Origin of the sequence: Rhizobium sp. B230/85 (assembly GCF_019355735.1) — a bacterium.
In the GTDB taxonomy this organism is placed as follows: Bacteria; Pseudomonadota; Alphaproteobacteria; order Rhizobiales; family Rhizobiaceae; genus Rhizobium; species Rhizobium rhododendri.
Genome location: NZ_CP072157.1, coordinates 454007 through 478782, shown reverse-complemented (window position 1 = coordinate 478782; position 24776 = coordinate 454007). Strand labels below are relative to the sequence as shown.

25 protein-coding genes and 2 pseudogenes are annotated in these 24776 nt (G+C 56.0%); 11 read left to right on the top strand and 16 right to left on the bottom strand.

Going from position 1 to position 24776, the window contains the following annotated elements; genetic code table 11:
* The first annotated feature begins 8 nt into the window (after positions 1-8).
* Positions 9-1409: a hypothetical protein gene (locus J5289_RS20325; RefSeq protein ID WP_209188101.1), complete on the top strand. Its 1401-nt coding sequence runs from the start codon at positions 9-11 to the stop codon at positions 1407-1409.
* A 381-nt stretch (positions 1410-1790) separates the two neighbouring features.
* Complete coding sequence (locus tag J5289_RS20320; protein WP_143123038.1) at positions 1791-2279, top strand: helix-turn-helix domain-containing protein; 489 nt, start codon at positions 1791-1793, stop codon at positions 2277-2279.
* A 91-nt stretch (positions 2280-2370) separates the two neighbouring features.
* Here J5289_RS20320 and J5289_RS20315 read toward each other — a convergent pair whose 3' ends face one another.
* The 5 genes and pseudogenes from J5289_RS20315 to J5289_RS20295 form a co-directional block, all read right to left on the bottom strand.
* Entirely contained in the window at positions 2371-3606 is a 1236-nt protein-coding gene (locus tag J5289_RS20315; protein ID WP_209185773.1) for a CapA family protein, read from the bottom strand.
* Positions 3607-3687: 81 nt separating this feature from the next.
* Entirely contained in the window at positions 3688-4533 is an 846-nt protein-coding gene (locus J5289_RS20310; protein WP_202617178.1) for a transporter substrate-binding domain-containing protein, read from the bottom strand.
* A 32-nt stretch (positions 4534-4565) separates the two neighbouring features.
* On the bottom strand, positions 4566-5294 hold the full coding sequence (locus J5289_RS20305) for an ABC transporter permease (RefSeq protein ID WP_374108611.1): 729 nt from the start codon (positions 5292-5294) through the stop codon (positions 4566-4568).
* 64 nt (positions 5295-5358) lie between these two features.
* Positions 5359-6015, bottom strand: a pseudogene (locus J5289_RS20300) (ABC transporter permease subunit); the annotation flags it as partial.
* Between the two features lie 2 nt (positions 6016-6017).
* The gene (locus J5289_RS20295; RefSeq protein WP_111223089.1) at positions 6018-7097 is read right to left on the bottom strand and encodes an IS630 family transposase; all 1080 of its coding nucleotides are present in this window, start codon (positions 7095-7097) and stop codon (positions 6018-6020) included.
* Between the two features lie 323 nt (positions 7098-7420).
* Here J5289_RS20295 and J5289_RS20290 point away from each other — a divergent pair.
* The 3 genes and pseudogenes from J5289_RS20290 to J5289_RS20280 form a co-directional block, all read left to right on the top strand.
* Positions 7421-7609 (top strand): annotated as a pseudogene (locus J5289_RS20290) (LysR family transcriptional regulator); the annotation flags it as partial.
* Positions 7610-7688: 79 nt separating this feature from the next.
* Positions 7689-8749 (top strand): IS630 family transposase gene (locus tag J5289_RS20285; RefSeq protein ID WP_374108560.1). Its coding sequence is split into 2 segments (ribosomal slippage): positions 7689-8216 and positions 8219-8749, totalling 1059 coding nucleotides; the frame shifts between segments, so codons are not numbered across the junction.
* Between the two features lie 3 nt (positions 8750-8752).
* A complete protein-coding gene (locus J5289_RS20280; RefSeq protein WP_209207442.1) occupies positions 8753-9493 on the top strand; it encodes a LysR substrate-binding domain-containing protein in 741 nt (246 codons plus the stop codon).
* A gap of 787 nt (positions 9494-10280) precedes the next feature.
* Here the strand turns inward: J5289_RS20280 and J5289_RS29925 are convergent.
* The 4 genes from J5289_RS29925 to J5289_RS20265 all read right to left on the bottom strand — a co-directional run bounded on the left by J5289_RS29925 (position 10281) and on the right by J5289_RS20265 (position 13865).
* Positions 10281-10388: a hypothetical protein gene (locus J5289_RS29925; protein ID WP_348529189.1), complete on the bottom strand. Its 108-nt coding sequence runs from the start codon at positions 10386-10388 to the stop codon at positions 10281-10283.
* Positions 10389-10670: 282 nt separating this feature from the next.
* Positions 10671-12260: a maltose alpha-D-glucosyltransferase gene (gene treS / locus J5289_RS20275; RefSeq protein ID WP_209207443.1), complete on the bottom strand. Its 1590-nt coding sequence runs from the start codon at positions 12258-12260 to the stop codon at positions 10671-10673.
* 564 nt (positions 12261-12824) lie between these two features.
* Positions 12825-13319: a cupin domain-containing protein gene (locus J5289_RS20270; protein ID WP_209185767.1), complete on the bottom strand. Its 495-nt coding sequence runs from the start codon at positions 13317-13319 to the stop codon at positions 12825-12827.
* A gap of 345 nt (positions 13320-13664) precedes the next feature.
* Positions 13665-13865, bottom strand: a complete 201-nt coding sequence (locus tag J5289_RS20265) for a hypothetical protein (RefSeq protein WP_209188105.1) — start codon at positions 13863-13865, stop codon at positions 13665-13667.
* A gap of 434 nt (positions 13866-14299) precedes the next feature.
* Between J5289_RS20265 and J5289_RS20260 the strand changes: the two genes are divergently transcribed.
* The 3 genes from J5289_RS20260 (at position 14300) to J5289_RS20250 (ending at position 16895) form a co-directional block, all read left to right on the top strand.
* Complete coding sequence (locus J5289_RS20260; RefSeq protein WP_209188106.1) at positions 14300-15232, top strand: TIGR03571 family LLM class oxidoreductase; 933 nt, start codon at positions 14300-14302, stop codon at positions 15230-15232.
* A gap of 91 nt (positions 15233-15323) precedes the next feature.
* Entirely contained in the window at positions 15324-15611 is a 288-nt protein-coding gene (locus J5289_RS29920; RefSeq protein ID WP_374108610.1) for an oxygenase MpaB family protein, read from the top strand.
* A gap of 366 nt (positions 15612-15977) precedes the next feature.
* Positions 15978-16895: a DMT family transporter gene (locus J5289_RS20250; RefSeq protein ID WP_209185763.1), complete on the top strand. Its 918-nt coding sequence runs from the start codon at positions 15978-15980 to the stop codon at positions 16893-16895.
* 96 nt (positions 16896-16991) lie between these two features.
* Here J5289_RS20250 and J5289_RS20245 read toward each other — a convergent pair whose 3' ends face one another.
* Together J5289_RS20245 and J5289_RS29375 are read right to left on the bottom strand one after the other, a co-directional pair.
* Positions 16992-17390 carry a hypothetical protein gene (locus tag J5289_RS20245; protein WP_209188108.1) on the bottom strand — a complete coding sequence of 133 codons (399 nt, stop codon included), beginning with the start codon at positions 17388-17390 and terminating at the stop codon, positions 16992-16994.
* A gap of 580 nt (positions 17391-17970) precedes the next feature.
* Positions 17971-18525: a cold-shock protein gene (locus J5289_RS29375; protein WP_247749388.1), complete on the bottom strand. Its 555-nt coding sequence runs from the start codon at positions 18523-18525 to the stop codon at positions 17971-17973.
* Between J5289_RS29375 and J5289_RS20235 the strand changes: the two genes are divergently transcribed.
* Entirely contained in the window at positions 18524-18949 is a 426-nt protein-coding gene (locus J5289_RS20235; RefSeq protein ID WP_209188109.1) for a DUF4174 domain-containing protein, read from the top strand. The genes J5289_RS29375 and J5289_RS20235 overlap by 2 nt on opposite strands.
* 1 nt (position 18950) lies before the next feature.
* Here the strand turns inward: J5289_RS20235 and J5289_RS20230 are convergent, their stop codons facing one another.
* On the bottom strand, positions 18951-19349 hold the full coding sequence (locus J5289_RS20230; RefSeq protein ID WP_209207444.1) for a copper resistance protein CopC: 399 nt from the start codon (positions 19347-19349) through the stop codon (positions 18951-18953).
* Between the two features lie 822 nt (positions 19350-20171).
* Between J5289_RS20230 and J5289_RS20225 the strand changes: the two genes are divergently transcribed.
* On the top strand, positions 20172-20315 hold the full coding sequence (locus J5289_RS20225; protein ID WP_209230067.1) for a hypothetical protein: 144 nt from the start codon (positions 20172-20174) through the stop codon (positions 20313-20315).
* 610 nt (positions 20316-20925) lie between these two features.
* The gene (locus J5289_RS20215) at positions 20926-21471 is read left to right on the top strand and encodes a GNAT family N-acetyltransferase (protein WP_209188112.1); all 546 of its coding nucleotides are present in this window, start codon (positions 20926-20928) and stop codon (positions 21469-21471) included.
* A gap of 205 nt (positions 21472-21676) precedes the next feature.
* Here J5289_RS20215 and J5289_RS20210 read toward each other — a convergent pair whose 3' ends face one another.
* From J5289_RS20210 to J5289_RS20195, 4 genes are all read right to left on the bottom strand, one after another.
* The gene (locus J5289_RS20210; protein WP_209188113.1) at positions 21677-22384 is read right to left on the bottom strand and encodes a glutathione S-transferase family protein; all 708 of its coding nucleotides are present in this window, start codon (positions 22382-22384) and stop codon (positions 21677-21679) included.
* A 410-nt stretch (positions 22385-22794) separates the two neighbouring features.
* Positions 22795-23049 (bottom strand): hypothetical protein, encoded by a 255-nt coding sequence (locus J5289_RS20205; protein ID WP_209207445.1) that lies wholly within the window; start codon positions 23047-23049, stop codon positions 22795-22797.
* 447 nt (positions 23050-23496) lie between these two features.
* Positions 23497-23745, bottom strand: coding sequence for a hypothetical protein (locus J5289_RS20200; protein WP_209188115.1), 249 nt, complete (start codon positions 23743-23745; stop codon positions 23497-23499).
* Positions 23746-24024: 279 nt separating this feature from the next.
* The gene (locus tag J5289_RS20195; protein ID WP_209188116.1) at positions 24025-24765 is read right to left on the bottom strand and encodes a 5-formyltetrahydrofolate cyclo-ligase; all 741 of its coding nucleotides are present in this window, start codon (positions 24763-24765) and stop codon (positions 24025-24027) included.
* Positions 24766-24776: the final 11 nt, after the last annotated feature.

Below are 24776 nucleotides of genomic sequence, written 5' to 3'. Positions count from 1 at the left end.
GAGTAGAGATGTCGAGCGAAGCAGAACTCGTATCCAAGGGCAAGGTTTTGGCTCTGATATTTGAGCTTTTACCCTGGGCTCGACCGTTCGAGCAGGCGCCGGTGGAAGCTTATGCCAAGTCGGTCTTCTCTGTTGCGCGCCATCATCCCGCTTGCGCCGCTCGCAGCCAAGCCATGTCGCTGTTGCAGTCACGGATTGGTGCGGTGGCGCGGCGCCGGGGTTTTTCGGAAGAACAAGCATCTCGACTTGAAAGAGAAATTGAGTTCGCGCCCGTCCTGCAGACCGGTCCGCACCTTCACCTTTTGATTGAGCCCGATGCATTCTATACCCATCTTTTCTCATTGATGGGACTGCGCGCCCATGGCAGGAGGTGCTACATCTCCTATGGTTGTTCGACCGTAAAGTTCGTGGAACGCGGCCGTAAGGGTCCTGCTTGGCTTCAAATTGAAGGCGAGGCGATCAATGTCTTCGGCCTGTCGCGCAGCAAGATGATCCCCTACAGCATTTTAGGCAGAAACAATCGCTACAGCTTCCGACTTCAAAATGCCGACAAGCCCGGCCCCGACTCAGACGCAATTTCCTACCTACGTGCGAGCTTGCCCGCCGACGCGTTTGCTTCAGCATCTGAGGCAATCAAGGCGGCTAACATCGAACTCTGGAATCGCTATTTCGACCGCCGGATCGACTTCCTTCAGTTCGATGATGATGATGTTGCCGATCTCGTGAGAGATCATCTTTGCAATGAGCGGTCCTGGTTGCGGACGGGGCTGATCGAGAACAGACCTTTTGCTGTCAAGCTGCTCGATTGCATCGATCAACTCGCCGGTTCGACGTGGCAGGGTTGGCTTAAGAACTCGACGCACTTTTTCTGGGGCTCTACTAATGGGCGGCTAATTCCGCTCTGGCTCGATGGTTGCGTTCTCCGTTCGAGAGGTGCGGATGACATCAGAATTGACTTTCTATCGGAAGGTCTGATCGAGGCCTTGGCGAAGCGGCGGATCGTACCGAACCTCCTCCTAATGTTTATCGTCACTTCGATTCTGCCCGGCGTTCGTGCACTTGGCGGAAGTCGACACACCGTCTACTATCCTTTGATGCGCTGGGCATTTTGTGAAGCGCTGAGAGGCCAGGATCATGATGCGCAGCTTCTCACCGCGCTGGCCGAGGACGAGCGACCGGGCGCGTGGGCCCACCGAATCATCTCCTCGCCATGCGAGCCATTTTCGCTCTTGAACACCGTCGGCGACGCCGGCGTTGAGACGCTTCTCGACCGGTTCGGCCACATGCGTATTGACGAAGCTGTCGGATCGCTGACAAGCTTCACAAAGGATCCTTTATGGGCGGAGCTGGCCGCAGCTTTCGCATCAGGAAAGGTGAGCAAGGGTTGCCAGCAATGGGCATTTTCCTGATCGTGCTGTAACAATCCACCGCGACACCTTATCTGCGAGGTTGTGAGCTTTGGCTCGATGACGAACTCGCACTCCTGACCCGAAGTCTTTGAATTTTGTGACGAATTCGGTTGCGCAGCGAGCGTATTTCAACTATCTTTCTCGGCGAGGCGGTACGCGCTGCCTTGGGGATTAGAACCCCCTGCTAGCGGTTGGTGCCGGCCGGTACGGCATCACACTTCTTAACCTTTGTGGTCGGGGAGCCTGTGGCGCATGTCCAGGTTCCTCGGAACTAAAGGCCATTGGGCCGTCTAGCACGGTGTTCTAACTCCCCGATCAGTGGGTTAAGCGAGTTTTCAGCGGGGGCGTACCGCATGAAACTCTCCAGTCGGGGTGTCGAACATGAATAGCCACATAGCAGCCATTCAGATCCGATCATCGAGGCGGGCGCAAGGCACGCTATCGCGAACTGAACACGACACGGTTCATCCAGTCGATCTCCATGTCGGGCAGCAGATTCGGATCCGCCGGATACAGTCGAATGTATCGTTGGGAGATCTTGGTGCCGGCATCGGTGTCAGTCTGCAACAGGTACAGAAATACGAAAGTGGCAGGAACCGTGTCAGCGCCTCGATGCTCTACGAGGTTGCAAGTCGCCTCGGCGTCCCTGTTTCAAAGTTTTTCGAAGGCCTTCCGGATCCGGTAGACTCTGAGGGCAGCCAAATCACAACCGAGATCGATGAAAGGATTGCCTATATTTCCACTGCGGAAGGGCGTCGTCTGATTGAGGACGTTTTGCTGCTTCCGGCGCGTGTCCGCAGCCGCGTTGTCGCTCTCGTCACCTCAATTGCTGAGGAAGAAATGGAAGAGCAACTCGGGACGGATCGTTAGTGTAGAAGAGTGTGAAATTGGCGGCTGTAGGGCCGCCACTCCTTGAGATTGAGACGCACAACGTCAGATCTTCGTATTTCCGCTTCGAGCCTTACAGAACGATCCGACCGATACCGTTCTCTAGAGACAGGAGAGTGCCGAAGCCGGCACTACGGTCGGCGAGATCTTTGAGAATCTCGTCCGCCATCTCGCCGTCGACCAAAACAGGAAAGGGGAGTCGATCGCGGTCTTGGTCGGCCAGTGCCTCGGTTCCGCCGATCACGATTGGACGCAGGTTGATGTCTTCCAATCGCCCACCGGGGCCGTAGTTGCAGGTCGCTACGACACTTTTCCAGACTTCCGCCGGGCTCCATTCTCGTTCCTCCTTCTGGGTGTGGAACAGAAAATTTCCGAGCCCATAGAAAATCGGTGTGTCTCGATATATCTCGATTGCTTGCAGAACTGGTGCGCCATGGCTGACGAAAAGGCCTGCGCCTGCGTTCACGCACTGATGGGCAAATTCCTGGACCCAAGAGGGTACCTGCTGCCAGCTCGGCTCCCAATGGTGGTGATGCAGGTACACGATGACAAATGTGTCGGTGCTTGCTTCTTCCACGATCGCGGAAAGCTGGGCCCAGGCGCTATGTCTGTCGATCACGATATGGCGGACATTGTGATCGGCTTTACGAAATGTCGTTCCGTAAAAGTCTATTTCGATGTTGTCATCGACCTCAGGCGAATCCTCGGGTTGGGCATAATTGGCTCTTTCCAGATTTGAACTTAGAAATCGGCTTTGTATGGAGCGAAGTATGTTGAATGTTTCCACCTCTACATCGAATACTCTTGAGACCTTCAGTCTGTTGATGCCGGGCCTTGCCATCCGGCCCTGGCTTGCATCCTCAGCATACATGAACGACGGTCCTGGGCCGGCATCCATAGCAATCAGTGCCACGCTCCTTAATCCGAATGTTTTCTTCTGAGGCTTGGCGGCACGACTCTTATCCGCACCGATACCGGCATGAAGAAAGTCTTGTAACGCCACCTCCTCCAGCGTCGAAAGGATTCCGGACGGGCCGAGATCAAAGGCATGGTTGTTTGCCAAGGCGAGGCTGTTAAATCCTAACTCCTTCAGAGCTGGTAAAACCTCAGGTGCGGAGGCGCCGAAGTATGAGCCCTTGAGTGGCCAGCCGCCATAACGGCCATAAATGGTCGTCTCAAGATTGGTGAAAGCGACGTCGCTCGCCTTAAGAATCTGTGCGATGTCATGCAGTCTGGGGTCACTTATTGTTCTCAGATCGTGACGGATTAGTGATTGACCAGTCAGGGCAATGGAAAAGGGCGAGGACATGAAGTCTCCCTTGATTTTTTGATAATCGATAAGCTATGCGTTCAGCCAATTGGCCAAGGAAAAAGCGCGCGGAGTGCGCCTCTAGTTCGAAGCCTGCGGTGAGACGTCAATTTTGAACCATTCCTCGCTCAGCCGCTTCAACGTTCCGTCTCGCGTCGCAGCTTCGATGGCGCTATTAAACGCGGTGATCAGGTCCTGATCATTCTTTCGCAGGCCGACACCGACGCCCGGTCCCCACAGGCCGCCCGAGAGCTGTGGACCGTATAACGTTGCGGTTTCGCCATCCTTGCTATCCAGGAATGCTTTCCATGTGAAGTAATCGGCAAGGCCGCCGTCGATCCGCTCGGCCACGAGATCTAGATGCATATTGTCTTGGGAATCGTAGCTTCTGATCGTCGCGACCTTACCGAACAGCTCATTCAACACGGCCTCCGAATTCGAAGATCGCAGAACGCCAAGGGTTTTGCCGGCGAGCGCCACGCGAAGTTGATCAAGCATGGTCTGCTCTTCGGCATCGATGCTCGTCAGGTTCAATTTCTTCGATGTATCGGTCGCAGGCAGGTTGAGGTTCTTGCGCACGACGAGTTGGTTGAAACCTCCGGCGTAGGGCTGAGAGAAGGCGATGGACTTCTTTCGCTTTTCCGTAATCGCCATGCCTGACATGATGGCGTCGAACTTGCCAACGGTCAGCGCCGGTATAATGCCGTCCCAGTCCTGCGCTGCGAAAGTGCATTCCACATTCATCCGCCGGCAGAGTTCACGCCCGACCTCGATGTCAAACCCGAACAGCTTACCTTCGGCATTGATGGCATTCCAGGGCGGCGACGCACCTTCGGAAGCGATGGTGATTGCCTTTCTATCCATCGCGACTGAGTTGGTGGCGCAAATCAGCAGGGACAATAGAGCGAGCATTGTGGTTCGTTTCACGACGATAGTCCTTTCATTATTGGGTTTGAATCTTACGGTTCTGATAAGCCAGCGGTGACCCCGGGCTTAGCTTCGCGTTCCAGCGGTAGCGAAGGGTGGCTTTGGTGGGCGCTATTTTGAACGGCCCGGGATGGCGAGTGGGGGTTGGTTGTGCGCGCCCAGTGCATTTCGAGAACCCCAAAAATCTTCGTAATCACGAGGGTAAGGAACAGGTAAAGACAGCCGGCGACAACGAAGACTTCGTACGGGGCGAACGTCTCGGAGACCAACTGGCGTGCGAGACCGGTTATCTCCAGCAAGGTGATCGTGCTTGCGAGTGAACTTGCCTTCAGCATGCCAATGACTTCGTTCGCGTAGGCTGGAAGAACAATGCGGATCGTCAGCGGGAAGATGATCAACCGAGCCATATGCAGGCGCGATATGCCCAAGGCTTTGGCCGCCTCTATCTGGCCTTGCGGGATCGCACGGATTCCGCCGCGAAGAACTTCTGTGGTATGGGCAGCGCTATTCAAGGTGAAGGCAATGAATGCGCACCAGAACGGTTCTCTTATCAAGGGCCAGAGAAAACTCTGCCGGATAAACGGAAGCTGCGCGACGCCGTAGTAGATCAGAAAAAGCTGCACAAGCAGTGGTGTGCCGCGAAAGGCATAGGTATAGGCAAGCACGGGTGCAGAGGCCCAGAGGTTGGATGACGCGCGCAGGAAAGCCAACGGTATCGAGATCGCAAAGCCCGAAGCAAGTGATGCAAATGTGAGCGCCATCGTCAAGAGGAGGCCTCTGGGAAGGGTGAAAAGTGCTTCGAGGGCTACTGAGGTACTCATCACGTCAGCCTTTCGCGCAGGAAAGGGAGTACCGACGTTCGATCAGCTTGAACGAGAGCAGGGAGAGGCTCGTGAGCGTAAGATAGATTGCGGACGCGGCGAGATAGAAGGGAAGGGGCGCGCGCAGGGAACCTGCGCCTACATAGGCAACACGCATGACATCCGTCAGCCCCACGACTGAGATCAGCGACGTATCCTTTATCAGGGAGATACAAAGATTACAGAAGGCGGGTAAGGCGATTGGGATCATCTGGGGAATGATAATCAGGAGCCATACCTGCCAGCGGGACAGCCCGAGTGACATGGCCGCTTCCCTTTGGCCCGCCGCAATTGCGTTGATAGCCCCACGGAATATCTCTGCAGCATAGGCGCTGAACACGACGGTCAAAGCCGTTACCCCGGCGGCGAACGCATTGATCTCGACGTAGCGACCAACAACCGCGCTGAGGAGAGCCGTTCCACCAAAATACATAAGGAGAATAATGAGGAGTTCGGGAACACCTCGAACAATCCCCGTATAGGCCTGCATACCGCCTGCGAGAGTTTTTCGGCTTGAGTTTCTGAGAATTGCGATAAGCAACCCTAATGTGGTTCCAAGTGCGCAGCTCAAAAAAAAGACGATGAGCGTGTTCGTCAAGCCATGAAGGAACTGGTCCGTAAAGTCTAGTGGATGGAATCTAACGCTTGGTGCCCGCGTTTAACGGCGGCGATGATTTTGTCGGGATCGGCGGTCCAAGTGAAGGGCTTTGGCTTTTTGTTGTGCTCAACGAGGAAACGGTTGATGGCGGCCTGGAGATCGACGACGGAATGGAAAACGCCGCGTTTCAGACGCCGCTTCGACAGCCTGGCGAAGAAACCCTCCACCGCGTTGAGCCATGAGCTTGAAGTCGGAGTGAAGTGGAAGGTGAAACGCTCGTGACGGTCGAGCCAGGCTCTCACCTTGGGATGCTTGTGGGCAGCATAGTTGTCGAGGATGACGTGGACGGCCTTGTCGTCCGGCACCTGGGCGTTAATGGCGTTGAGGAAGCGGATGAACTCCTGATGACGATGACGCTGCATGTTGCGACCGATGACGGTGCCGTCGAGCACGTTGAGGGCGGCAAACAGCGTGGTTGTGCCGTGCCGCTTGTAGTCGTGGGTCATGGTGCCGAGCCGACCCTTCTTCATCGGCAGGCCCGGCTGGGTGCGGTCGAGCGCCTGGATTTGGCTTTTCTCATCGACCGACAACACGACGGCGTGGGCTGGCGGATCAACATAGAGGCCGACAACGTCTCGCAGCTTGTCGACGAATTTCGGGTCGTTGGACAATTTGAACTGCCGCCACCGATGAGGTGCGAGGCCATGCGCTTTCCAGATACGCCTGACTGCGCTGGCGCTGATGCCGGCGGCCGTCGCCATCATGTCGGCCGTCCAGTGCGTCGTCTCGCCCGGCGGATCAGCCAGCGTCAGGGCCACCACACGCTCGGCGACATCGGGTCCGAGCCGCACAATACGCGACGGCCGCGTCTTGTCGCGCAGGAGACCCTCGACGCCTTCTGTGGCGAAGCGCTCTTGCCAGCGCCATACGCAGGTCTTCGATTTGCCGGTCTGGCGCATAATCTCGACAGTCCCGACGCCATCGGCACTCAGCAGGATGATCTCGGCCCGCCAGACGTGCTTTTGGGGCGCATTGCGATCCCTGGTCAAGGCCATTAGGCGTTGGTGATCTGTTGGCGAAACGGTGAACGATATTCCTGTGCGCATGCGCCAGACTCGCATGCCAACCCAGCAAATGGAATCCCATACGGGACTCTTATGTCAGGCGGTAACCACTAGCAAATCCTAAGCTCCTATTTTCATCGCGAATAGTAGATATTTATAAGTATACATACTACTCATTACTTCACTTGAGATGTACATGTAACCATATGGCGAAATAAAAGTCTCTGTTAACTAATGATTAATATGACTTATATCTAAAAATATACTTTGCCTTTCGGCCGTCAATTTATAAGATGAAAGAAATATCGATAAGTATGGCTTATGGCCCATTGCGTTGTGCGATATGGGCTGGGGGATGGACGCCTATGGAGATCGTTGGATCAATGGTAAGGATCCGTCAGCTTCAAGTCCTGAGGGAGGTCCTGCGCGCGGGATCGGAAAGGCTTGCAGCGCGAGCGTTGGGAATATCGCAACCGGCGGTTAGTCAGAACGTCAGGCAGTTGGAGGAGGCGATCGGCTTTGCACTCTTTCGTCGCGAGACAAACAGATTAATACGCGCCCTCGCTGAGTTCGACTCTTGGGCTTCCCAAAAGGCGATGAATCTGAATCTCTGGCACAAACTGGAGGTTTGCGATGGGAGCGGCGATTTCATTACGTGCAGATTTTGACGCGGAAGGTCTTCGGCGTCTGGCCCGCCAAAGCAAGCATGCGGCTCAAGCACGTCGTCTTTTGGCACTTGCCGCGATCTATGAGGGAGGCTCACGCTCGGATGCGGCGCGGCTGGGCAATGTGACGCTGCAGATCGTGCGCGATTGGGTCTTGCGGTTCAATGCCAATGGCCCCGAGGGGCTGATCGATGGCAAGGCTCCAGGACCCCGGTCACGGTTGAACGATGTTCAGCGGGCCGCACTGGCAAAGGCCATTGAGCGGGGTCCGACGCCCTATCTCGACGGGGTCGTGCGCTGGCGGCTGTGTGATCTGGCCCAATGGCTCTGGGAAGATTTTCGTGTCTCGGTGAGCCAACAGACGCTGAGCCGGGAGGTGCGTGCCCTTGGTTATCGCAAGCTGGCTGCGCGACCGAAACATCATGAGCAGGACCCTCAAGCCATTGAGGAGTTTAAAAAAACTTCCCCGCCGCAGTGGCAGAGATTGCGAGCGGAGTGGCACAAGGAAAACGAATAGAAATTTGGTACCAAGACGAGGCCCGGATAGGGCAAAAGAACAAGATCACCCGTCGCTGGGCAAAGCGAGGCTCAAGGCCGTTCGCGCCGCATGACCAGCGAACCCGCTCCGCCTACATCTTCGGTGCCATCTGCCCCAAGCTCGGCAAGGCCGCCGCTCTCGTCATGCCGTGGTGTGATACCCACGCAATGACCCAGCATCTGGCAGAAATATCCCGTCACATCGCCGATGGCGCACATGCCATCCTCATCATGGACCAGGCCGGTTGGCATATGTCCAACGCACTCGTTGTCCCCACCAACATCACTATTCTGCCGCTGCCGCCGAAATCGCCAGAGCTGAACCCGGTTGAAAATCTCTGGCTCTTCATGCGCGAGAACTGGCTTTCCAACCGCATCTTCAAATCCTACGACGATATCGTTGCCCATTGCTGCGACGCCTGGCGCAAACTCGAGAGCCAGCCTTGGCGGATCATGTCCATCGGACGCAGAGAATGGGCCGATGGGTTCTGATCAATGAGGACGCGTATAAGTCCTACCGACAAGGCATGGGAACTTCTGCACACAATCGATGCGGCGTTCGCGGGGCTAGACCGGATTGGACCGTCGATCGAATTTCTGCGCAACAACGATACGCGAGTGATTGGGATCGCAGCGCCGAGCGCGTTCTCGTTCGGGACCTTACCGAGGGTTGTCAAGAGCATCAGAGAGACAAGCCGTTCCTATAAAGTGCAGGTCAAATCGGGCAGCTATCAGCAGATCGCTGACCATGTTCAAAGCGGTAGGGTGGATCTCGGGATCTCACGATTGCCGCTAGACGAACGCATCTTCGATTGGATGCCAATTGGTGCGGCGACCAACGTGTGTTTGTTTCCACCAAATCATCGGTTCTCATTGCAGCATGTGGTCACCGCCAAAGATCTTGTCGGTGAAGCCATTATCGACATCGACCCGCAAGTTGCGTCTCACCAGATGAGCGTCAATGCGCTGCGACATATAGGAATTCAGCCGGAAATTGTCGTTGAATATGACTCGAATGGTCACGATGTCGGCTACGTAAAGGCAGGGATTGGCATCTCCATTTCGAACGAGATTATTGCGAAGGAATATGCCAGTTTCGGCATCGAGTTCCGGCCGTTCCAGCCAGGAGCAGTATATCACTATGTTATTATCTGGCAGAAGGAGCGGAAGCTGAGTGATGCTCTTCGATTCGTTGCCGAGATTCTTGTCGCAGCGGCGGTGGATCAGGCTCGCTAGCCGTGCTGCACTTGCCGTTCCAATATGGCCGCTCCCTCGGCTGAAAGCATCGAGATCAATAGATTGGTGCTTAAGGAAATTTCCATGAAATAATTGCTTCTTGTCCTGGGGTGGCTGTATGTGGTGGTCGAATGCGGCTTAACGCGCTTCGACGGGCAAATGGCGGCGTCACACTAAAAACTTTGACCGAACAACCTCAGCCAGAAAGTCAAGTAGATGTCGATTGAGGCGATCAGGAACGGTTGCAAGAAGCCCGTGAGGCTCACCCTCATACTCGATCAGGCGGGCAACCACGATACCGGCCGCCGCTGTGCGGCTGGAGGGGCCGATTGGTACGGTTTTTATCGTTTGTTCCATGGATGACTAAGGTTCGGATTGTAAAGGAAGCGAAATCGCTACGAAAGTCCGTTCGGCTGAAGGCGTCGACGCAGTCGAGCGTGGCCTTGGGACTGGCCATGATTCCGAGAGTGAACGACCATTGGAGGATACCATCGCTCACAGGGCTGGTAACCTATCCAAAGGCGTAGAATGTTTTCGCAAATTCCTGAAGGAAGACAACGCGGTCCTTGCGGATCTGGGACTTCATGCCCTCGAACGCACTCGCATCTGTCGTCCTTCAGAAGATAGCCCGCAAGGAACGCTATAAGGACGGACTTGGGCATGCGAGATGCGCCATGGCGGCTCAGATAGCGGGCAATCCCGCCACCCCCATCGAGAAGCCGACGAGAGCAACCTCATTGAGACCGAGTGCTTCCAATACGGCGGCAAGATCGTCGGCATACGTGTCCTAGTTGTACCCATCCGCCGGATGTCCAGATTGGCCAAAGCCACACCGGTCATATGTGATAACACGGTATCCAGCCTCCAACAGGGGTAGGGTCTGAAATTCGAACATATCACCGGTCAGCGGCCAACCATGAATGAGAACCGCGGGGCGACCCTTGCCCATTTCTTTCACGTGTAGCTGCACGCCATCTTTTGTTTTCACAAATACCGTGATTATCTCCTCGAATCAGCCTCTGAATAGCTGCTGAAAGTGTCACATGTTCCGCGGAATTGGGCTGACTCTGCGGTTGGATGTTGGCATGCTGCCTCCGCCCGTGGTGCCTTGGCTTTCATTTTTGAACTGGTGATTGTTCCATGGGTCTGACCCTGACGTTGTCGGCTCGTCCATCGTCTATCCTTGGCCCAATGTCGGCAAGGCAGCGACCACGCGAAGTGAAAGTCCTTCATAAGGTTCGAGGTTTATCGTCAGTTCTCCAGTCTCCGGCAGGTCGCCTTCGATGGTTTCGTGGATCATGTCGATTACAGGGCCGGAAGCCTGATTTTCCAGTTTGACGATTTCCGAAACGGGTGTGTTCCCAAAATTCAACGCGGTGATCTGCGTCCCGCGATCTTCCGGAAGCTCATGAACCATGATCAGAAGCCCCGGTGAGTGAACATCGGGGATCGCGATCTGGCGCGACATTGCAATGCCATATGCTTCCCTGACCGACAGCAGCTTCTTGAGCTGAGATGCAAAAGAGCCCGGCTTTTCGAGCTGATCGGCAAGAGAACCATACAGCGACTTTGCCCTAGGGAGGCCATGGGAGGAACGCTCGACATGGGGCAGGGTGCCCATGAGGTCATAGGCGCCACGGTGGATCCACCGTGTGTCCCCGTCCGCCACGAGTGACCCGACGCTTTCGATGGGCAGTGGTAACGCCCCCACGATATCCCATCCGGAAAGCGCAAAGATTCCCGGCTGAAATGCGTTGTACATAGCTAGAAGCAGGTGGACTTTCTTGATCAGCTCAACGTCATCGTCCGAAAGCTGCGTGAGATCCTCGATGTTCAGAGCGGCTGCAATCACGCTAGCTGTCGTGCAGGAAACGCCATTCGTCACAAACTTTTGATTGTAAGTTGCCTTGGCTCCGCTCAGTCTCTCATACATCGTCTCGCGCAGGTGGGTTCGAAGCGTTCTTCCTTGCCAGGTTTGCCCCTGAAACGTGTAGATGTCGTCGGCGTGCAGCGTCCAAAAGTGGACAAGCTCGAGTGTCAGCTCGTCATGGTTCTGAAGAGCGTGGATGAGGCTCGCAGGGTCTATCCCGAACTCGTGGACAGTACGCAGCATCATTCTCAGGAATTCGGTGTCGCCAGTAAGCAAGGCATGGTGATAGGCGGGTCGCGTAACGAAGTCGTAGGAGAGATCTGCCCCCCCTTTGGACATCGTGGCGATGTCGTCGACCGCGAGGTTCAATTCCTGAAACGAGAATGCACCTGCCTTTCGGATCACACCCGCCAAGAGTTGATTGCCGACGACGGACAGAGGATGTCCTTCCGACCATGCTTTTCCGGAGCCCAAACCTTCGACCCCAAGAAAGCCATTGGCATCCAAACGCAGACCTCGTGCGCCGAGCACATCGATAGAGTGAAGGGCATCTCCGACAATCATCTGCTGCGCTGCGAACGAAGGGTCGAGCCAATTGAGGCTCGGCTGGCCTTTCTTGAAATAATGGAGGTAAACCCATCGCCGCTCTACGCCATCGACACCTAGAACGGGCGGGGTCGCGCTCCAGTCGGTTTCCTTGACGCCGGGTTCAAAGAAGATGACCCGTTGCAGATGACCGACGATGTAGCCCTTAGCACAGAGGGCGTCGACGGCTGGACCGCCCAGATTTGCCGCGTCCTTGCCTTCCTCGACCTCAGGCAAGAGGCCCCAGTCCTCAATGGCGATCTCGACCATGTGATAAAGGCCGGGGTAATCCTCATAGGCTCTCTCCGCCAATCGGAAATCTGGCCCTTTACCAGTGTGTCCGGGGATCACGTGCGTCGAGCACTACGGCGTTAAACGCCGCTGCCATGCGCCCGAGATTCACGAATTCCTCTTGGGTCCCGAAGGCCGGGTCCGTGCCGACACCGATCCTGTCAAAATGACCATCGACAGAAGGCGTCAGTTCGTCGCCCCTCCAACCACCCGCCTGCTTCGTCGGCCCGATATGAATTGCTTTTATCCCGACGTTAGAAAGGCTGGACCATAGCTTCGCATCGCCTAGGGCCGCGAGCACCGACCCGTCGCGGTCGGTTATGATAGAGCTGGGGTATGCGGAAAACCAAACCGAGGCGATCGCCGCTGCCGATCGCGGGTTGGCCTCTCCGTACCGGCGCTGCCACATACGTGCCTTACCTCCGTAAAGCGCAGCTCGTTCCCGTGCGTAGGCCAACATAGAGTTTGTACGAAGTTTCTGCGTATATTGGGTGTCTTGATTGCCCATATTCGACCTCAAAAGTAATTGCGATCTTCGGACCAGATAAATAGTCGGCTTGGCGCGTTAGTCGGGGGAGCGTCCCGCTATTCTGTCCATATTTTGATCATGGGTCCTAAACGTCCCATGATAGGATCTTTTCCCGGTATCCTTACCCGCGCGATCTGCTTCAGTTGCGCTTCAGAAGCGGCCGAGGTCCGGATGTCGGCTTCTTGACCGGCCGGATATGCACCAATCATGACAAAGTCGCTGGTCGAACTGAGCTTCTTGTGCCCAGTACCTGCAGGGAGCGCCAAGGCGTCGCCAGATCTTACGGTCACCTCAAACCCGCTCATACCTCCAATCAACAAATCGGCTTCCCCTGAGGCAACCCCTAGCACTTCATGCGCCATCGAATGATAATGATGATAATTGAAAACACCGTTGCGCCAGATTCCTTCCCAGCCATTCTTGGCAAATAGCTGTTCAAACCCACTGGCAGCGTCCATTGGGTCGATGGCCGATTTGTATAGCAACACCGGAAGCTTGGTGTTGTTTGGGACCCAACCGCTGGGCTGAAGAAAAATTCGCTCGACGTCCATGATACCCTCCCCGCTGAGAGCGCAACGAAGGGAGCACTCAAAATGTTCCTTAGCCTAGGTGAAACGGGAGGATACTGCGGCGAATGGTAAGGATCCGCCGTCCGCGCACAGACACCAGCGGCGAATACTGGTGGAACCTTCGAAGGCAACGCCTACTGTTTTGGAGATCTCGAAGGCACTGGGAAACCTTCTCGTCTAGATACGATATTCCAGCCCCCAGCCGGACGGTTTAGGAAAGAGCATGATTTTCCATCTTGGAATAACCAAGCGATCTCAATGGCAAAGCCCCTCTCGTCGAGAGAGGACGCTTCAAAGTTGGAAAAGACAATCGTTCGGCAACAGGCACTACTGAGGTGTCCGAAGGCTGTAGTCCAAGCGGCTGAGTGATGTCGGCTCCATACGAGACGGTTCATCTACCGTGCCGGAAATCAGGGCCTCAGCGCCAAGATCGATCCCGACGTTGAACGGCTGGGAGTTGATCGCCGCGATCTCCACCGCGAGGCGGTTCAATTCTGCAGCTAAACCTTCGAAGCGGTTAATGGTCATGAGTTCCTCCTCTGACAAGGCAACCAAAATTTGCAATCGAAGACAACACACTTTATTTTCTGCAGGAGACCTCTTTGATTGCGGCCTGGGCAACATCCAGTCCGCAACAAAGAACTTCCGGGACCAGGCAGTTTGCCGGCATAACATACGCTCAAGCACCGAAGCTGGTCCACGATGCAAGCTGAATGCCCCTCGCAATTGAAGCGTTGCATGTATCGAGACCTCAGCGCCTATCGCATTCAAGACAAGCGCCGCCGATGAGCCCGCCGGCTTCATTCACGGAGACGCTACAATAGATCCTCATGTTCGTGTGGGGCTCGCATTGTTTTTCGCTTCTGAGCGCCGATATGTGAGGTATCGATACTCGACGCCATTCTGGTGGTGACCAGATCGTTTTGAGATCATGTGCCCTAGAACCACAGCTCCGGTGAGAAATGCTTTTAACGCCCGGTCGCCTTACACTCGGCATAGTCCTGCCGATTCAGACCAGCCATACCCATAACTTTAACTATCCCAGTCAGATAGCCATCGCGCGCAAGGCCGACGAACTCGGATTTGATGCACTTTGGGTGCGCGATGTGCCGTTGAACAGCGATAGTTATCCTGATCCCGTAGGTCATTCCGATCCTTGGGTGCTCCTAGGCGCTCTGGCAATGGCGACCACAAACATCCAACTTGTTACCGGAGCAATCGTCCTGCCGCTTCGCAATCCCTTGCATATTGCGAAGGCCGCGCTCTCCGTAGGCGCTCTGTCGGGCGGACGTTTCGTCCTCGGTCTCGGTTCTGGCGATCGTCCTTCTGAATTCGCGGTATTTGGAGAAGAGTTCGATCGGCGAAAGGAGATCTTCCGAAGCAACTGGAGACGTCTAGCTGCGGCCTTGGGGCCTGACGGTGAGGTGCTGGACGGTGACGGTAGGGTTCAAGTTGAATTCTCAATTCGGCCGTTGAGAGCAGAAAGCGCTATTCCGTTTCTATCTATTGGATCCGCCTCGCAGTCGCTGGAATGGATAGCCAGGACTGCCGCAGGTTGGGCCACATACTACCGACCCTTGGCAGCACAGGCGGATCGCATCGCGTTGTGGAAGACCGCAATCGGCAAGGTAACCACTGACTTTAGAAGTTTCAGCCAGTCCATGGTGCTTGAACTCGTCGACGATCCGGACGCGAGCACCGAACCTCTCGGCCTCGGTATTCGCACCGGACGAAAGGGGCTGATCCGGTATCTCGACGAGATCGGGAACCTTGGTGCAAACCATGTCATGCTGAATATCGTTCCTGGCACTAGGTCGGTGGACGAAGTGCTGCAGGAGATCGCGAAAGACGTATTGCCCGACATCAACAATTCGAAGGCCGAGGCTGTGATTTGAGAGATTTTGTCCGAACTGCCGTTGAACGACGGGTTCCTGAGCCTTACTGGTCAGAAAATAGGCCGCATCGAATACGACCAGCCATAAGGCGATTCCGGACTGTTCGGGCCCGGTTCTGTCTGCTGGCGGGTCCATTGGCGATTTTCCTTCGATGCTTGTCGGCGGGATTTCAATGCTCCCCCCTTCAGATGTTCCATTAACTTGCTCTCGTGCGGGGCTGGATCACTCGAATTTCCGCGACGACATGCTTGGACGCTTCCGGAGGACTGCCCGGTTCGTCTCTGCGACGACATTCGCACCCAGGGAACAGGCGACCGGCGAGATAGAAAGGGTCAACCGGATCCACGCCCATATCCGCACGGATAGGATGAGAGTCTAACGTGTGTTCAAATCAATGCTTCTCGGCAGAATCGTATATGGCTAGCCAAACCGCCTCCAGCTTGGCCGCTGTCGATAGTGCACCACCGACCCGAGCGGTTGGCCTTACAGGTCGATGCCGACGGATGTGATGCCATTCCCCTTGTCGTCGATGTGTCCAGCAAAGGCTGACGATTTTAAAACAGATACTCGTGTTGCGTCGTGGCTTCCGTTGCTGATTGAAGCCGGGATACGAGCCCTCCTTCTGTCAGCTCGCTGACATCGCCAGATGGGCTGGCGCGGCTACCTTATTTGATGGTAGTGGCGCACTTGGTCGATAATGTTGCCTGATGCGATGGTGACCGCCGGCTATTTGGGAGGAATTCATATGAAGCCTGCAGTAACCGCCGGGAACCTCGGCAATGCCGTGATGCTCGGCGTGGTCCTGATGCTTTTCGGCGACCTTCTCTTTGCGGTAAACGACGCCGTTGGGAAGTGGCTTGTTGCGAGCTTTGCTCTGGGCCAAGTACTCGTGATGAGGTCGCTAGGCTCATTCATCGTCCTGATGCCAATGATTGCACGGCAGGGGCCGAGGGCGTTGCTGGATGTTCGGCAACCGGGCCTGCTGTTCGGCCGCGCCGTCATGGCGACTGCGGATGTATCCCTTTTCTACGCGGCGGTGGCCTATCTGCCACTTGCCGACGTGATCACCTTCTACATGGCGGCACCGATCTATGTCGCTGCTCTGTCGCATTTCCTTCTGGGCGAGAGGATCGGATGGAGGCGTTGGCTTGCTGTCGGGGTTGGATTTGCGGGTGTGGTGATCGCGCTGAGGCCATCGACCGCGATGTTTACCCTGCCTTCGTTATTTGCTGTCGCCGGGAGCATCGGTTTCGCCCTGACACTTATCTTGAGCCGTTATCTTCGATCGACAAGCGACACCGCTCTTGTCACCTCGCAGACGCTCGTGGTTATGGTAGTGGGCATAATTCTGTCGGTCAGCGACTGGCGGGAGGCCGGGTTCGATATTTGGATCGCAATGCTTTTCCTCGGTGTCGTCGGTACTTGCGCCCATCTTCTGCTGACGCGCGCACTGAAACTCGCGCCTGCCTCACTGCTCGCCCCACTGCAATATACACTTTTGCTGTGGGCGGTCGTGTTTGGGTTTGTGTTCTTCGGCGACATTCCTGACGCCCAACTTCTAGCCGGCGCTGCGATCATCGTCTTTGCTGGCCTATTCATCTTCTACCGAAAAAACGTCAAAGGCGAGGATGCTCAGCCAACCATTCCGTTGGACGGCCGTTGAGCAGGCCGTTCCGATAGGATTGCAGAGGGGACAAGCTTCAGCTTGAAACGGGCATAAGTCACATGGTCGATGTCCTCGCGCTGAGGGGCTCAAAGATTAACCGTTCGCCCCGATGCTCTGGCGCAGCGTTTCCGTAATGCTGATGAGATTGCTTCCCGGCTGAATGGTCGGACAGGGCGCCGGTTTGCCCTTCTTAACAGGCTTCGGGGCATTCTTTTTCTCGGCGATCATGGCCAGCAGGCCCTCGTAGACCGGGTCCTCGACCATAACCGGCGACCAGACCTTTTTCCGGTGCTTGATAAGCTGCACGAGCGGCATCATTTGCGGCTCGGCCTCGCCAGCAAAGCTTTCGAAGTAGCTATCCTCAGCCCGGACCTCATCTTCGTATTGCAGGGTCGAGAGCACGATGTCTTCGCCGCGCGGCTCAAGGGCGACTGCCCTTCCCTGGGATCCGAGCGCCAGCCAAGAGACGCCAACAACGTTGGAAGCGGCCATAGCATCGCGATGATGGAGTATGCCTCCTGGCCGACTGGTTCATTCGGGGTCAGGTAACGTGGCTGTTCCAAATAGACCCATTGGACCGAGACCTTTGGCGCGAACATCTCGAGATCGGTCGTGCGAGTGCTCTCAAGGGCCACGCTGTCGACGTCTCTATTGGTGATGAATGTCGTGGTCGCTCTCGCCGCGGGCATAGCCCTTGGCCTCGGCATCTTCGCTGACAGTCTCCCAGTGACGCCGTTGACATATGCGCTAAAGACCCGTTTTCCTGTCTACGATTAATGTCTTCGGCGAAGACCCGTTCGATGTCATCGATATGGGAACGCCTTTTTTTGACGCCGTCTTCTGGTCACGATGCCCCGCTATCCGGCCGCCCATGGATACGGATCAGGGGACATCTCGATGAGGAATACAGTCTTCAATGCGGCGGCAATTCACCTTGGCTTTCGCACTTCCGTCTTGCGCATCCAGTAAGGCCCCTTGGAGTGCTCTCTTTTGTGAGAGGAAGTCGGGGCGATCTCGATTGCAGAATACCAATGGCTTGGGAGGTGAGCAGCGAAGTATCGCTTCTGGCAGGCTACGCCCGGCGTAAACCCCATTCGCGCTCGAAGAGCTCCTCCTCATCTAGGAGTTGCGTCTTTACCATAGCCTTTGGTGGATGATTACGCTCGATCAATGGTAGCGGTGCCGCAGTAACTGCGACTTCTTCGACAAACTCCTTACCCCCACGGTTGGCGACCGAAAAGTTGATCGCTGCGCCGGGCTCGAGTGTCCCAACGCCGGCCTTCTGCAGCACCTTGAGGTTGACGTAGATGTCGGCACCGCCGTCTGACGGGATGACGAATCCGAAGCCTTTAGCGGCGTCGAACCATTTCACGGTTCCTGATTGCATATTGTTCTCTTGATGTTGGCCATTTTCCGAGAAATTGTTGGAAACGCACGACCGCAAATGGATGCCGAAGACAGCTCGCAAATCGCTCGCTGACGCGGCACTTGCGCATCGCCCCTTCGATTCTTGCAAAATTCGCCCTGATTTGCAACCCAGCGGAAAAGCGACACCATTCGTGCCCCGACAAACTCGAACCCTGCGGGTTTTCGGGCGTTTTCTTCGGATGAAACGGAGATCGAACATGAGAACCTTCCTTATCGCATCCGCCATCGTAATCGCAGCAGCTTCAGTTAGCCAGGTATTCGCTCTGGACGAGCTCGCCAAATACCGGTCCCAGAACCGCGTCATCATCCTGTTCGGTGGATCAGGAGACCAGAAGCTCGCGAAACAGGTCGAGATCTTGAAAACCCAGGAGAGCGGTCTCGCCGAGCGCGACGTCGTGGTGATGACCGTAATTGGGGACGAGGTAAGACCGGTGCATGGGGATGCCACTGGCGTCGATGCTCGCAAGCTGAGACAGGAAGCCGATATCAACGGCAACACGTTCGAGGCTGTTTTGATCGGCAAGGACGGCGGCGTCAAGCTGCGCAGTCTCGACGTCGTGACGGGCGGCAAACTATTCGAATTGATCGACAGCATGCCGATGAGAAAGGCCGGGAGGGGCTGACCTACTGCTGGGCGACGCCCGGAACTCCTGTCGGCATGGGGTCAATGACGAAATCGTACCCGCCCACGTCCACCAGGCCTTGGATCGAGACCGCCCGCCAGCGGATCGAATACGTATCCGGGCGAAGAGGGGTTGAAAGGGGGATTTCCAGATCGGTGCCATTCTCGCCGGTACGGAGGTCGCCGATCGTCACGCGAGCGCCGCGCGAGTTCCTGATCTCCACGATCGTTTCCTTCAGACGGACGCGTTGGGAGAAGGCCAGAACCATGTTGAAGCTGGTGACGTTGGCTTGCTCATGCGCATCAGGCTGAGAGTTCTCGAGCCGGGCGCTTGCGACAGAAGGCAGGCCGAGGAGCATTGCGGCGGTGATGCATAGTCCAATTCGCGACAGCTTTTTCATCGCCTTTTCCTTCGGGAACCTGAACGTCAATCATGCTGCGAGGTCCGCACTGCTGGAAGCGTAGATCACCGATTGTTAAGTCCGTCTTGGCAAAAAATAGTTAGCAAAGTGTAGTGCGATAGGTTCCTGCTGCCGCGATGCAAGAAGGCAACAGGCAGCCAGCCGACTTTATCTTGAAGTGCACCGCGCGATCGCTCGACGCCGGTTTCAAATGGACCCGACCGTCCCGTCAGACCTCTGGTCACTTGGTTCCGGCTGACGCAACGGTAGGTGTCGCGATCAAATTTCGTCCCTTCATGGAGCGCTCTCGAGATGCCGGCCATCAAGTGGCTCCGGGGGTCCGTGTGTTCATAATGCGACCTCCTACAAAGTCTCCGACAATGCGACGCGCGAAGGTTGCTCGCGTCCGAAGTGGATACGGACCCGACAAATTTGCACTCCTTCACGGCATGTGAGGGACCGGTTCGCTGATGATGATGCCGATGGTTTCGCCTTGGCGTTGGAAGCTTTCAACGGCGCGTTTCGCAGCGCCCGAAGCTCCGGCCCCACGTAGCCAGGTCGGTCTTTAGTGGTTCGGGGTCGACGGCCAGGAGTTGCGACCGGAGAGTATCGGAATGGTGAGGGAAGCCTGAGACAAAGTGGTCATGGATGTGGTCGAGCAGGAAGGCTTCGCTCATGGGTTGGGGAGGGTGACCTCCGTTGGCGTGTCTCAAGGATCCATCATGGCGCTCGACGCGGTCGCGTCGGGACGCTGGAAGATCGGTACCCTCGCATCGTCTGTTGGGCGACTGGCCGCTGCCGCCTTTGCCCGCAACGGAGCGAATGGCAATTGTGCTTGTGCACGGCAAGGAAGACGCGACTATACCGTCAAGGGCACCCGGAGCGGCGGACGGACAACTGAAGACGGCCGGGTATGACAAGACGCTCGATATCGGGCCGCGTCGGCCACACCATCTCGATCTTTGATGCGCAGGAGGCGCTAGTGTTTCGAAAAACGAGATTCGCCACCTGACCACCTAACAGGCAGCTATGTCCGATCGCACATCTCAAAGTGAGATCGTCAGACTAGCGCGGCGAGCGGCACCGTTGCCGGATGCCTCCAGCAGCCGAGTAAGTGTCGCTCACGGCGTCGTACCCCATAGTGTACCGCCCGGCACACCATCTAATGTGTCTGATTTCATCTGGGGTCAGGATCGACGCTTCCGAGCTAGATTCTGATTTATCGTCGCCCGCGTATGCCGATACGGACTTCTCTCGCGTTGTTTCATTTTCGTCGTTGACCGGCATCCGCAAGGCATAGGCGGGTGTCAGAACGGTGCATACCAGAACTGCACTCAGCGTGAACATAGAAGCAAGTTTAACGACTGTGGACATCGATGACACCGTTTGTTGTTCGCCAAAGCAACGGTGTTCGGGGTCTTTCCGTTCCGTGGGTCGGGCAACTTTCGTTTCAATAATCAATTTGCCGACGTCCGTCGCATTGGTTACGATGGCGCGACCGGAACGTATTGCGTTCTTCCGATCCGCACGAATATCTGTGGTACGCTGCTCGTTAACACCAATGGAAGGGTGTCGAATGCAAGCGACGGAAACTCTGTTCGAAATCCGCCGGCTGGGCTACCGCCACTTGCCTTCCTATCGAGACATCCGACAGGAAGCTGTTATGGAATGTCCGGAGGAGTTCGGTATCGCCGCGGAACAAGAATTCGCTCGATCCGACCAATGGTATCTCAATCGTCTGGCTACCAGCTTGGTTCTCGGAGGTTTCGATCACGGCGGCTGGCTCTCGGGAACGGTGGCATTAGATTTGCGCCAGACCACAGCCGGCAACGAAGTCGCCGTCCTCTCGGGCATGTACCTGAGGACTCACGCTCGCCGATCTGGACGATCCAGACAGCTTCTTCAGGCTGCGATCTCTCATGCATTTGAGCGATCTCCAACCATCGTGCTGGCGGTCACGTTCTCGAACCAGCGAGCTAGGCTGCTCTACTTAGCCGCAGGGTTTCGCGAATGGAAAGCGGGTCCTCCAGAGGCAGGCGGCGACATCTCCGCCGGTGAGGTCCTGATGCGGTTAGATCAGGAAGATCACTCTTCCACGAACGGCAACTCGCGACGCCTTTGACTTTTGGCCGCCCAACTCTTCGAACGTCTGGAAAACCAGTTGTCCGGCGACTACAGCACCGTCTGCGTCGCTTTGTGCGCCGGAAGGTACGCTGTGGTCTTATGTGATGTGAGACGCGCTGGCGCCGAGTCAGCGCTGGTCGTTCGTATGGGGACGAAAGTCCTTGCACTGCCCGGCGCATTGACATTTCACACCACGTTGTCTTTCATCGAATGAGTTCTCGGAAACTGGACGGGAAAAGTGCTCGTTTCGTCTCATCGTCATTTTCTCGCTTGAACGCGTGATCAGTCCCGACTTCGCGAGCGCGGGCTACCGCTGGGCGAGCATCGATCATTGCGAACCAACGTTTCAGGTTGGGAAAGGCAGTGAGAGGTTCGTCGAGACCCTTCAGCACGCGTTGCGCACGATCAACCCAGCCCCACGCCGACATGTCAGCAATCGTGTACTCGCTTCCCACAATATAATCGCGCCCGATGAGATGGTCGTCGAGAACCTTGTAGTGGCGCTCTGCTTCGGCGCGATAGCGGGTGGTGGCGTAGGTTGACTTGTCGGCGGCGGCGAATTGGAAATGGACAGCCTGTCCGGAAAACGGGCCGAGACCGGTGGCAATGAAGAGCATCCAAGACAGAAGTTCAGGTCGGTCGGCGGGCGATCCCTGGAATTGCTGCGTCTTTTCCGCGAGGTAAAATAGTATTGCTGTTGAGTCGAAAACCCGAGCCTCTGTGCCACCCGGCCCGTCGGTGTCAACGATGGCGGGCACCTTGCCGTTTGGATTGATGGCTCGAAACTCGGCCGAGTGCTGCTCGCCCTTGCTGGTGTCCACGGGAATGACCTCATACGGAAGACAAACTTCTTCGAGGAGCAGCGCAACTTTCGCTGGATTGGGCGTCGGATGGTAATAGAAGCGGATCATAGAAGCTCCCTTAGAAGGTGTGCTGGCGGCACGGAGGTGATGCAGGCACCATGATGCGGTGGCGACGTCCAATCACAAAGGGGTGGTCGCAGTCACCCCTGTCACATGGCAGCTCCTGCACCACAGCTCAGCAAACGACATTCGACCTAAATGATGGTCGCCGTTGAGATTAAGCCTCAAACAAAAAGGGGAGGCCTTGCGACCTCTCTTTCCATGTTGCCACCCGCCTCGTGACTTCCCGATATCTTACCCTTAAAGCTGGGCCTTGGTAAACGATGCTAGCGCGGACCTACAGGGTTTTCAGGCCCAGCCTCATTTTTATCGACCCGAGTTTAATACGGGGTCGTGGATTGCTCCAATCAGTCTTAGAAAATTGTATGTCGTTCGGCGGAATGGGTCAACGCCATCTCTCAATGGAGAACGGTCGGGATGTCTTCGAAAGCGGCCATTCCCTCTTGCTCGACAGTCGCGAGAAACTCGTTGTAGGCTTCGTCGTCGGTGGGAAAAGGGTCGTCCCAAACCGTCGACGTGTTGTTCTCGTTGATCACCTCAAGGTGCCAGAGTTCTTCGGTCTCCAGTCTGAAAATGTTTACCTCAACGACACGGTCATCTTTCGCAAATTTGGTGCAACGCTGGGAGTAGATGATATTTGGATCGTCTTCCATGTAGGCTCCTGAATATGCGGTACCTAAGTTATCAGCACTCCTTCTAGAGCCGATTGCAAATTTTTCACAGCAAATCCGACCGTTTTCAGATTGCCGATTTCGCCGTCACCGGATCTCTACGTTGAATTCTCCTTTCCACGCGGTGACCATTTCCATGATTTACAGCGAATGGGCTCCGAGATCTTCGATAAGCGCCGCGTCAGTGGCTAGCGCGCCTGGGTCAACATCTTTGATTTGACGATGATGGTTTCACGCGCGTGTAGAGATCTTCGGGCGTCGGTACTGTCCTTCCACCTCAAGAGCTGGTCCGGCCGCGAACGTTGCAAGCTGTGATTTTCAATTGTGCCCTCTGCGTCAACAGAGCGCCTCCTGAGAGGAATCAAGCCTTACAAAGTTCAGCGTTAGTCTAGTCGGCCGATATAGGTGCCGCTGGGGCGAGGCCGACTCTCAATCTTGCCCCCTAGCGTCGTCCTGCGTGCCGACAGCCAGATCATGCAGCGTCTGAGTATCGTCGGAGTCAAATTTAGCCGACAGAATAACAGTCAGGAATGCCGCTCGAGCAATTTCTTTCTTGCTTGCATTCGGGTGGACTTCTCGGACGACCTCAATGAGGGTCTCCGGCTTTATCCCCGGCACGACCAGCTTTCTGATAGTCTGCGCGATGGCCTGCATTTCTCGATATTTAGTTTGTCGCATCGCACACTCCGCTTGTATTCAACGGACGATGGCGTGCTACTTTGAAGGTTTGATGATACGCCGCGTGCGAGCCCAGTTGTCCACGGGGCGGATAGCTCGAAAAGTACAAGCGTTGAGGTACGTTCCTGAGCGGGGACTTTCCGGTGGCGTCGTTCACGCAGACCTATCGAGAACCGTTGATATCATGAATAGCATAAGGATTTGCCGCAGCGCCAGCGACCGTCTTGTCATTATGATAGACAGCCGCATGCAAAGCGCCGGAACACGAGGTGATAGGTTCTACAATCCCATTGACTTCAGCTCCTGCAATGGCGGAATGGTTTCAAACATATGCGGGGCCAGGCGATCCCAGATGATCCCGCAGGTCGGCTTGTGCGGACCAACAACCTCGATAGTGCGGGTAGGGGTGAAGATGATATCTGCGACGGTGTCGTAGACGTCGGGCGTGAGCGTCTCATCGAGAACCTGGCAGTCGTGCACCACAGCGGCAGACGGCGTCGCAGTCGAAATCCTACCCAACTGGTACAGCATGCCCCATTCCGCATCGAAGAAACCGTGCCCTTTCCCGAAACGAACGCCTTCATGATTGATGGCACCGGTGCCCGTCACCATGAACTCCACTGGCGGCATGGTGGCTATCTCCTTGAGATCGACTGGGCGGCCAACGCGCTCCATGCCGTCAAGCGTCGAGGCGTACAGACGCAGTTCTGGCGCGATCGTGGCGGGATCGAGCAGCCAGAACCCTCTCTTGATCGAGTACGTGGTCATGAGCACGATCTTGCCGTCTTCGAGAGCCTTGAGGCGAAGGCGGTCGAGGCAATTGTCCGGCGTGATGAAGACGAGCCGGGCGTTCTTATAGAAGTCGTGTTCAACCAGCCGAGCGACGGCCGCTTCGCCTCCCTCGAAGTCGGCGATGAACTCGCCGAAATCGAAATGAAATCGGCTGTCGGGGACGGCTACCTTCCGAAGCTCGTTCCAGACACGCTCGCGCACCGAGGCCTTGTGATCGACGATATCCATTTGGGTTCCCC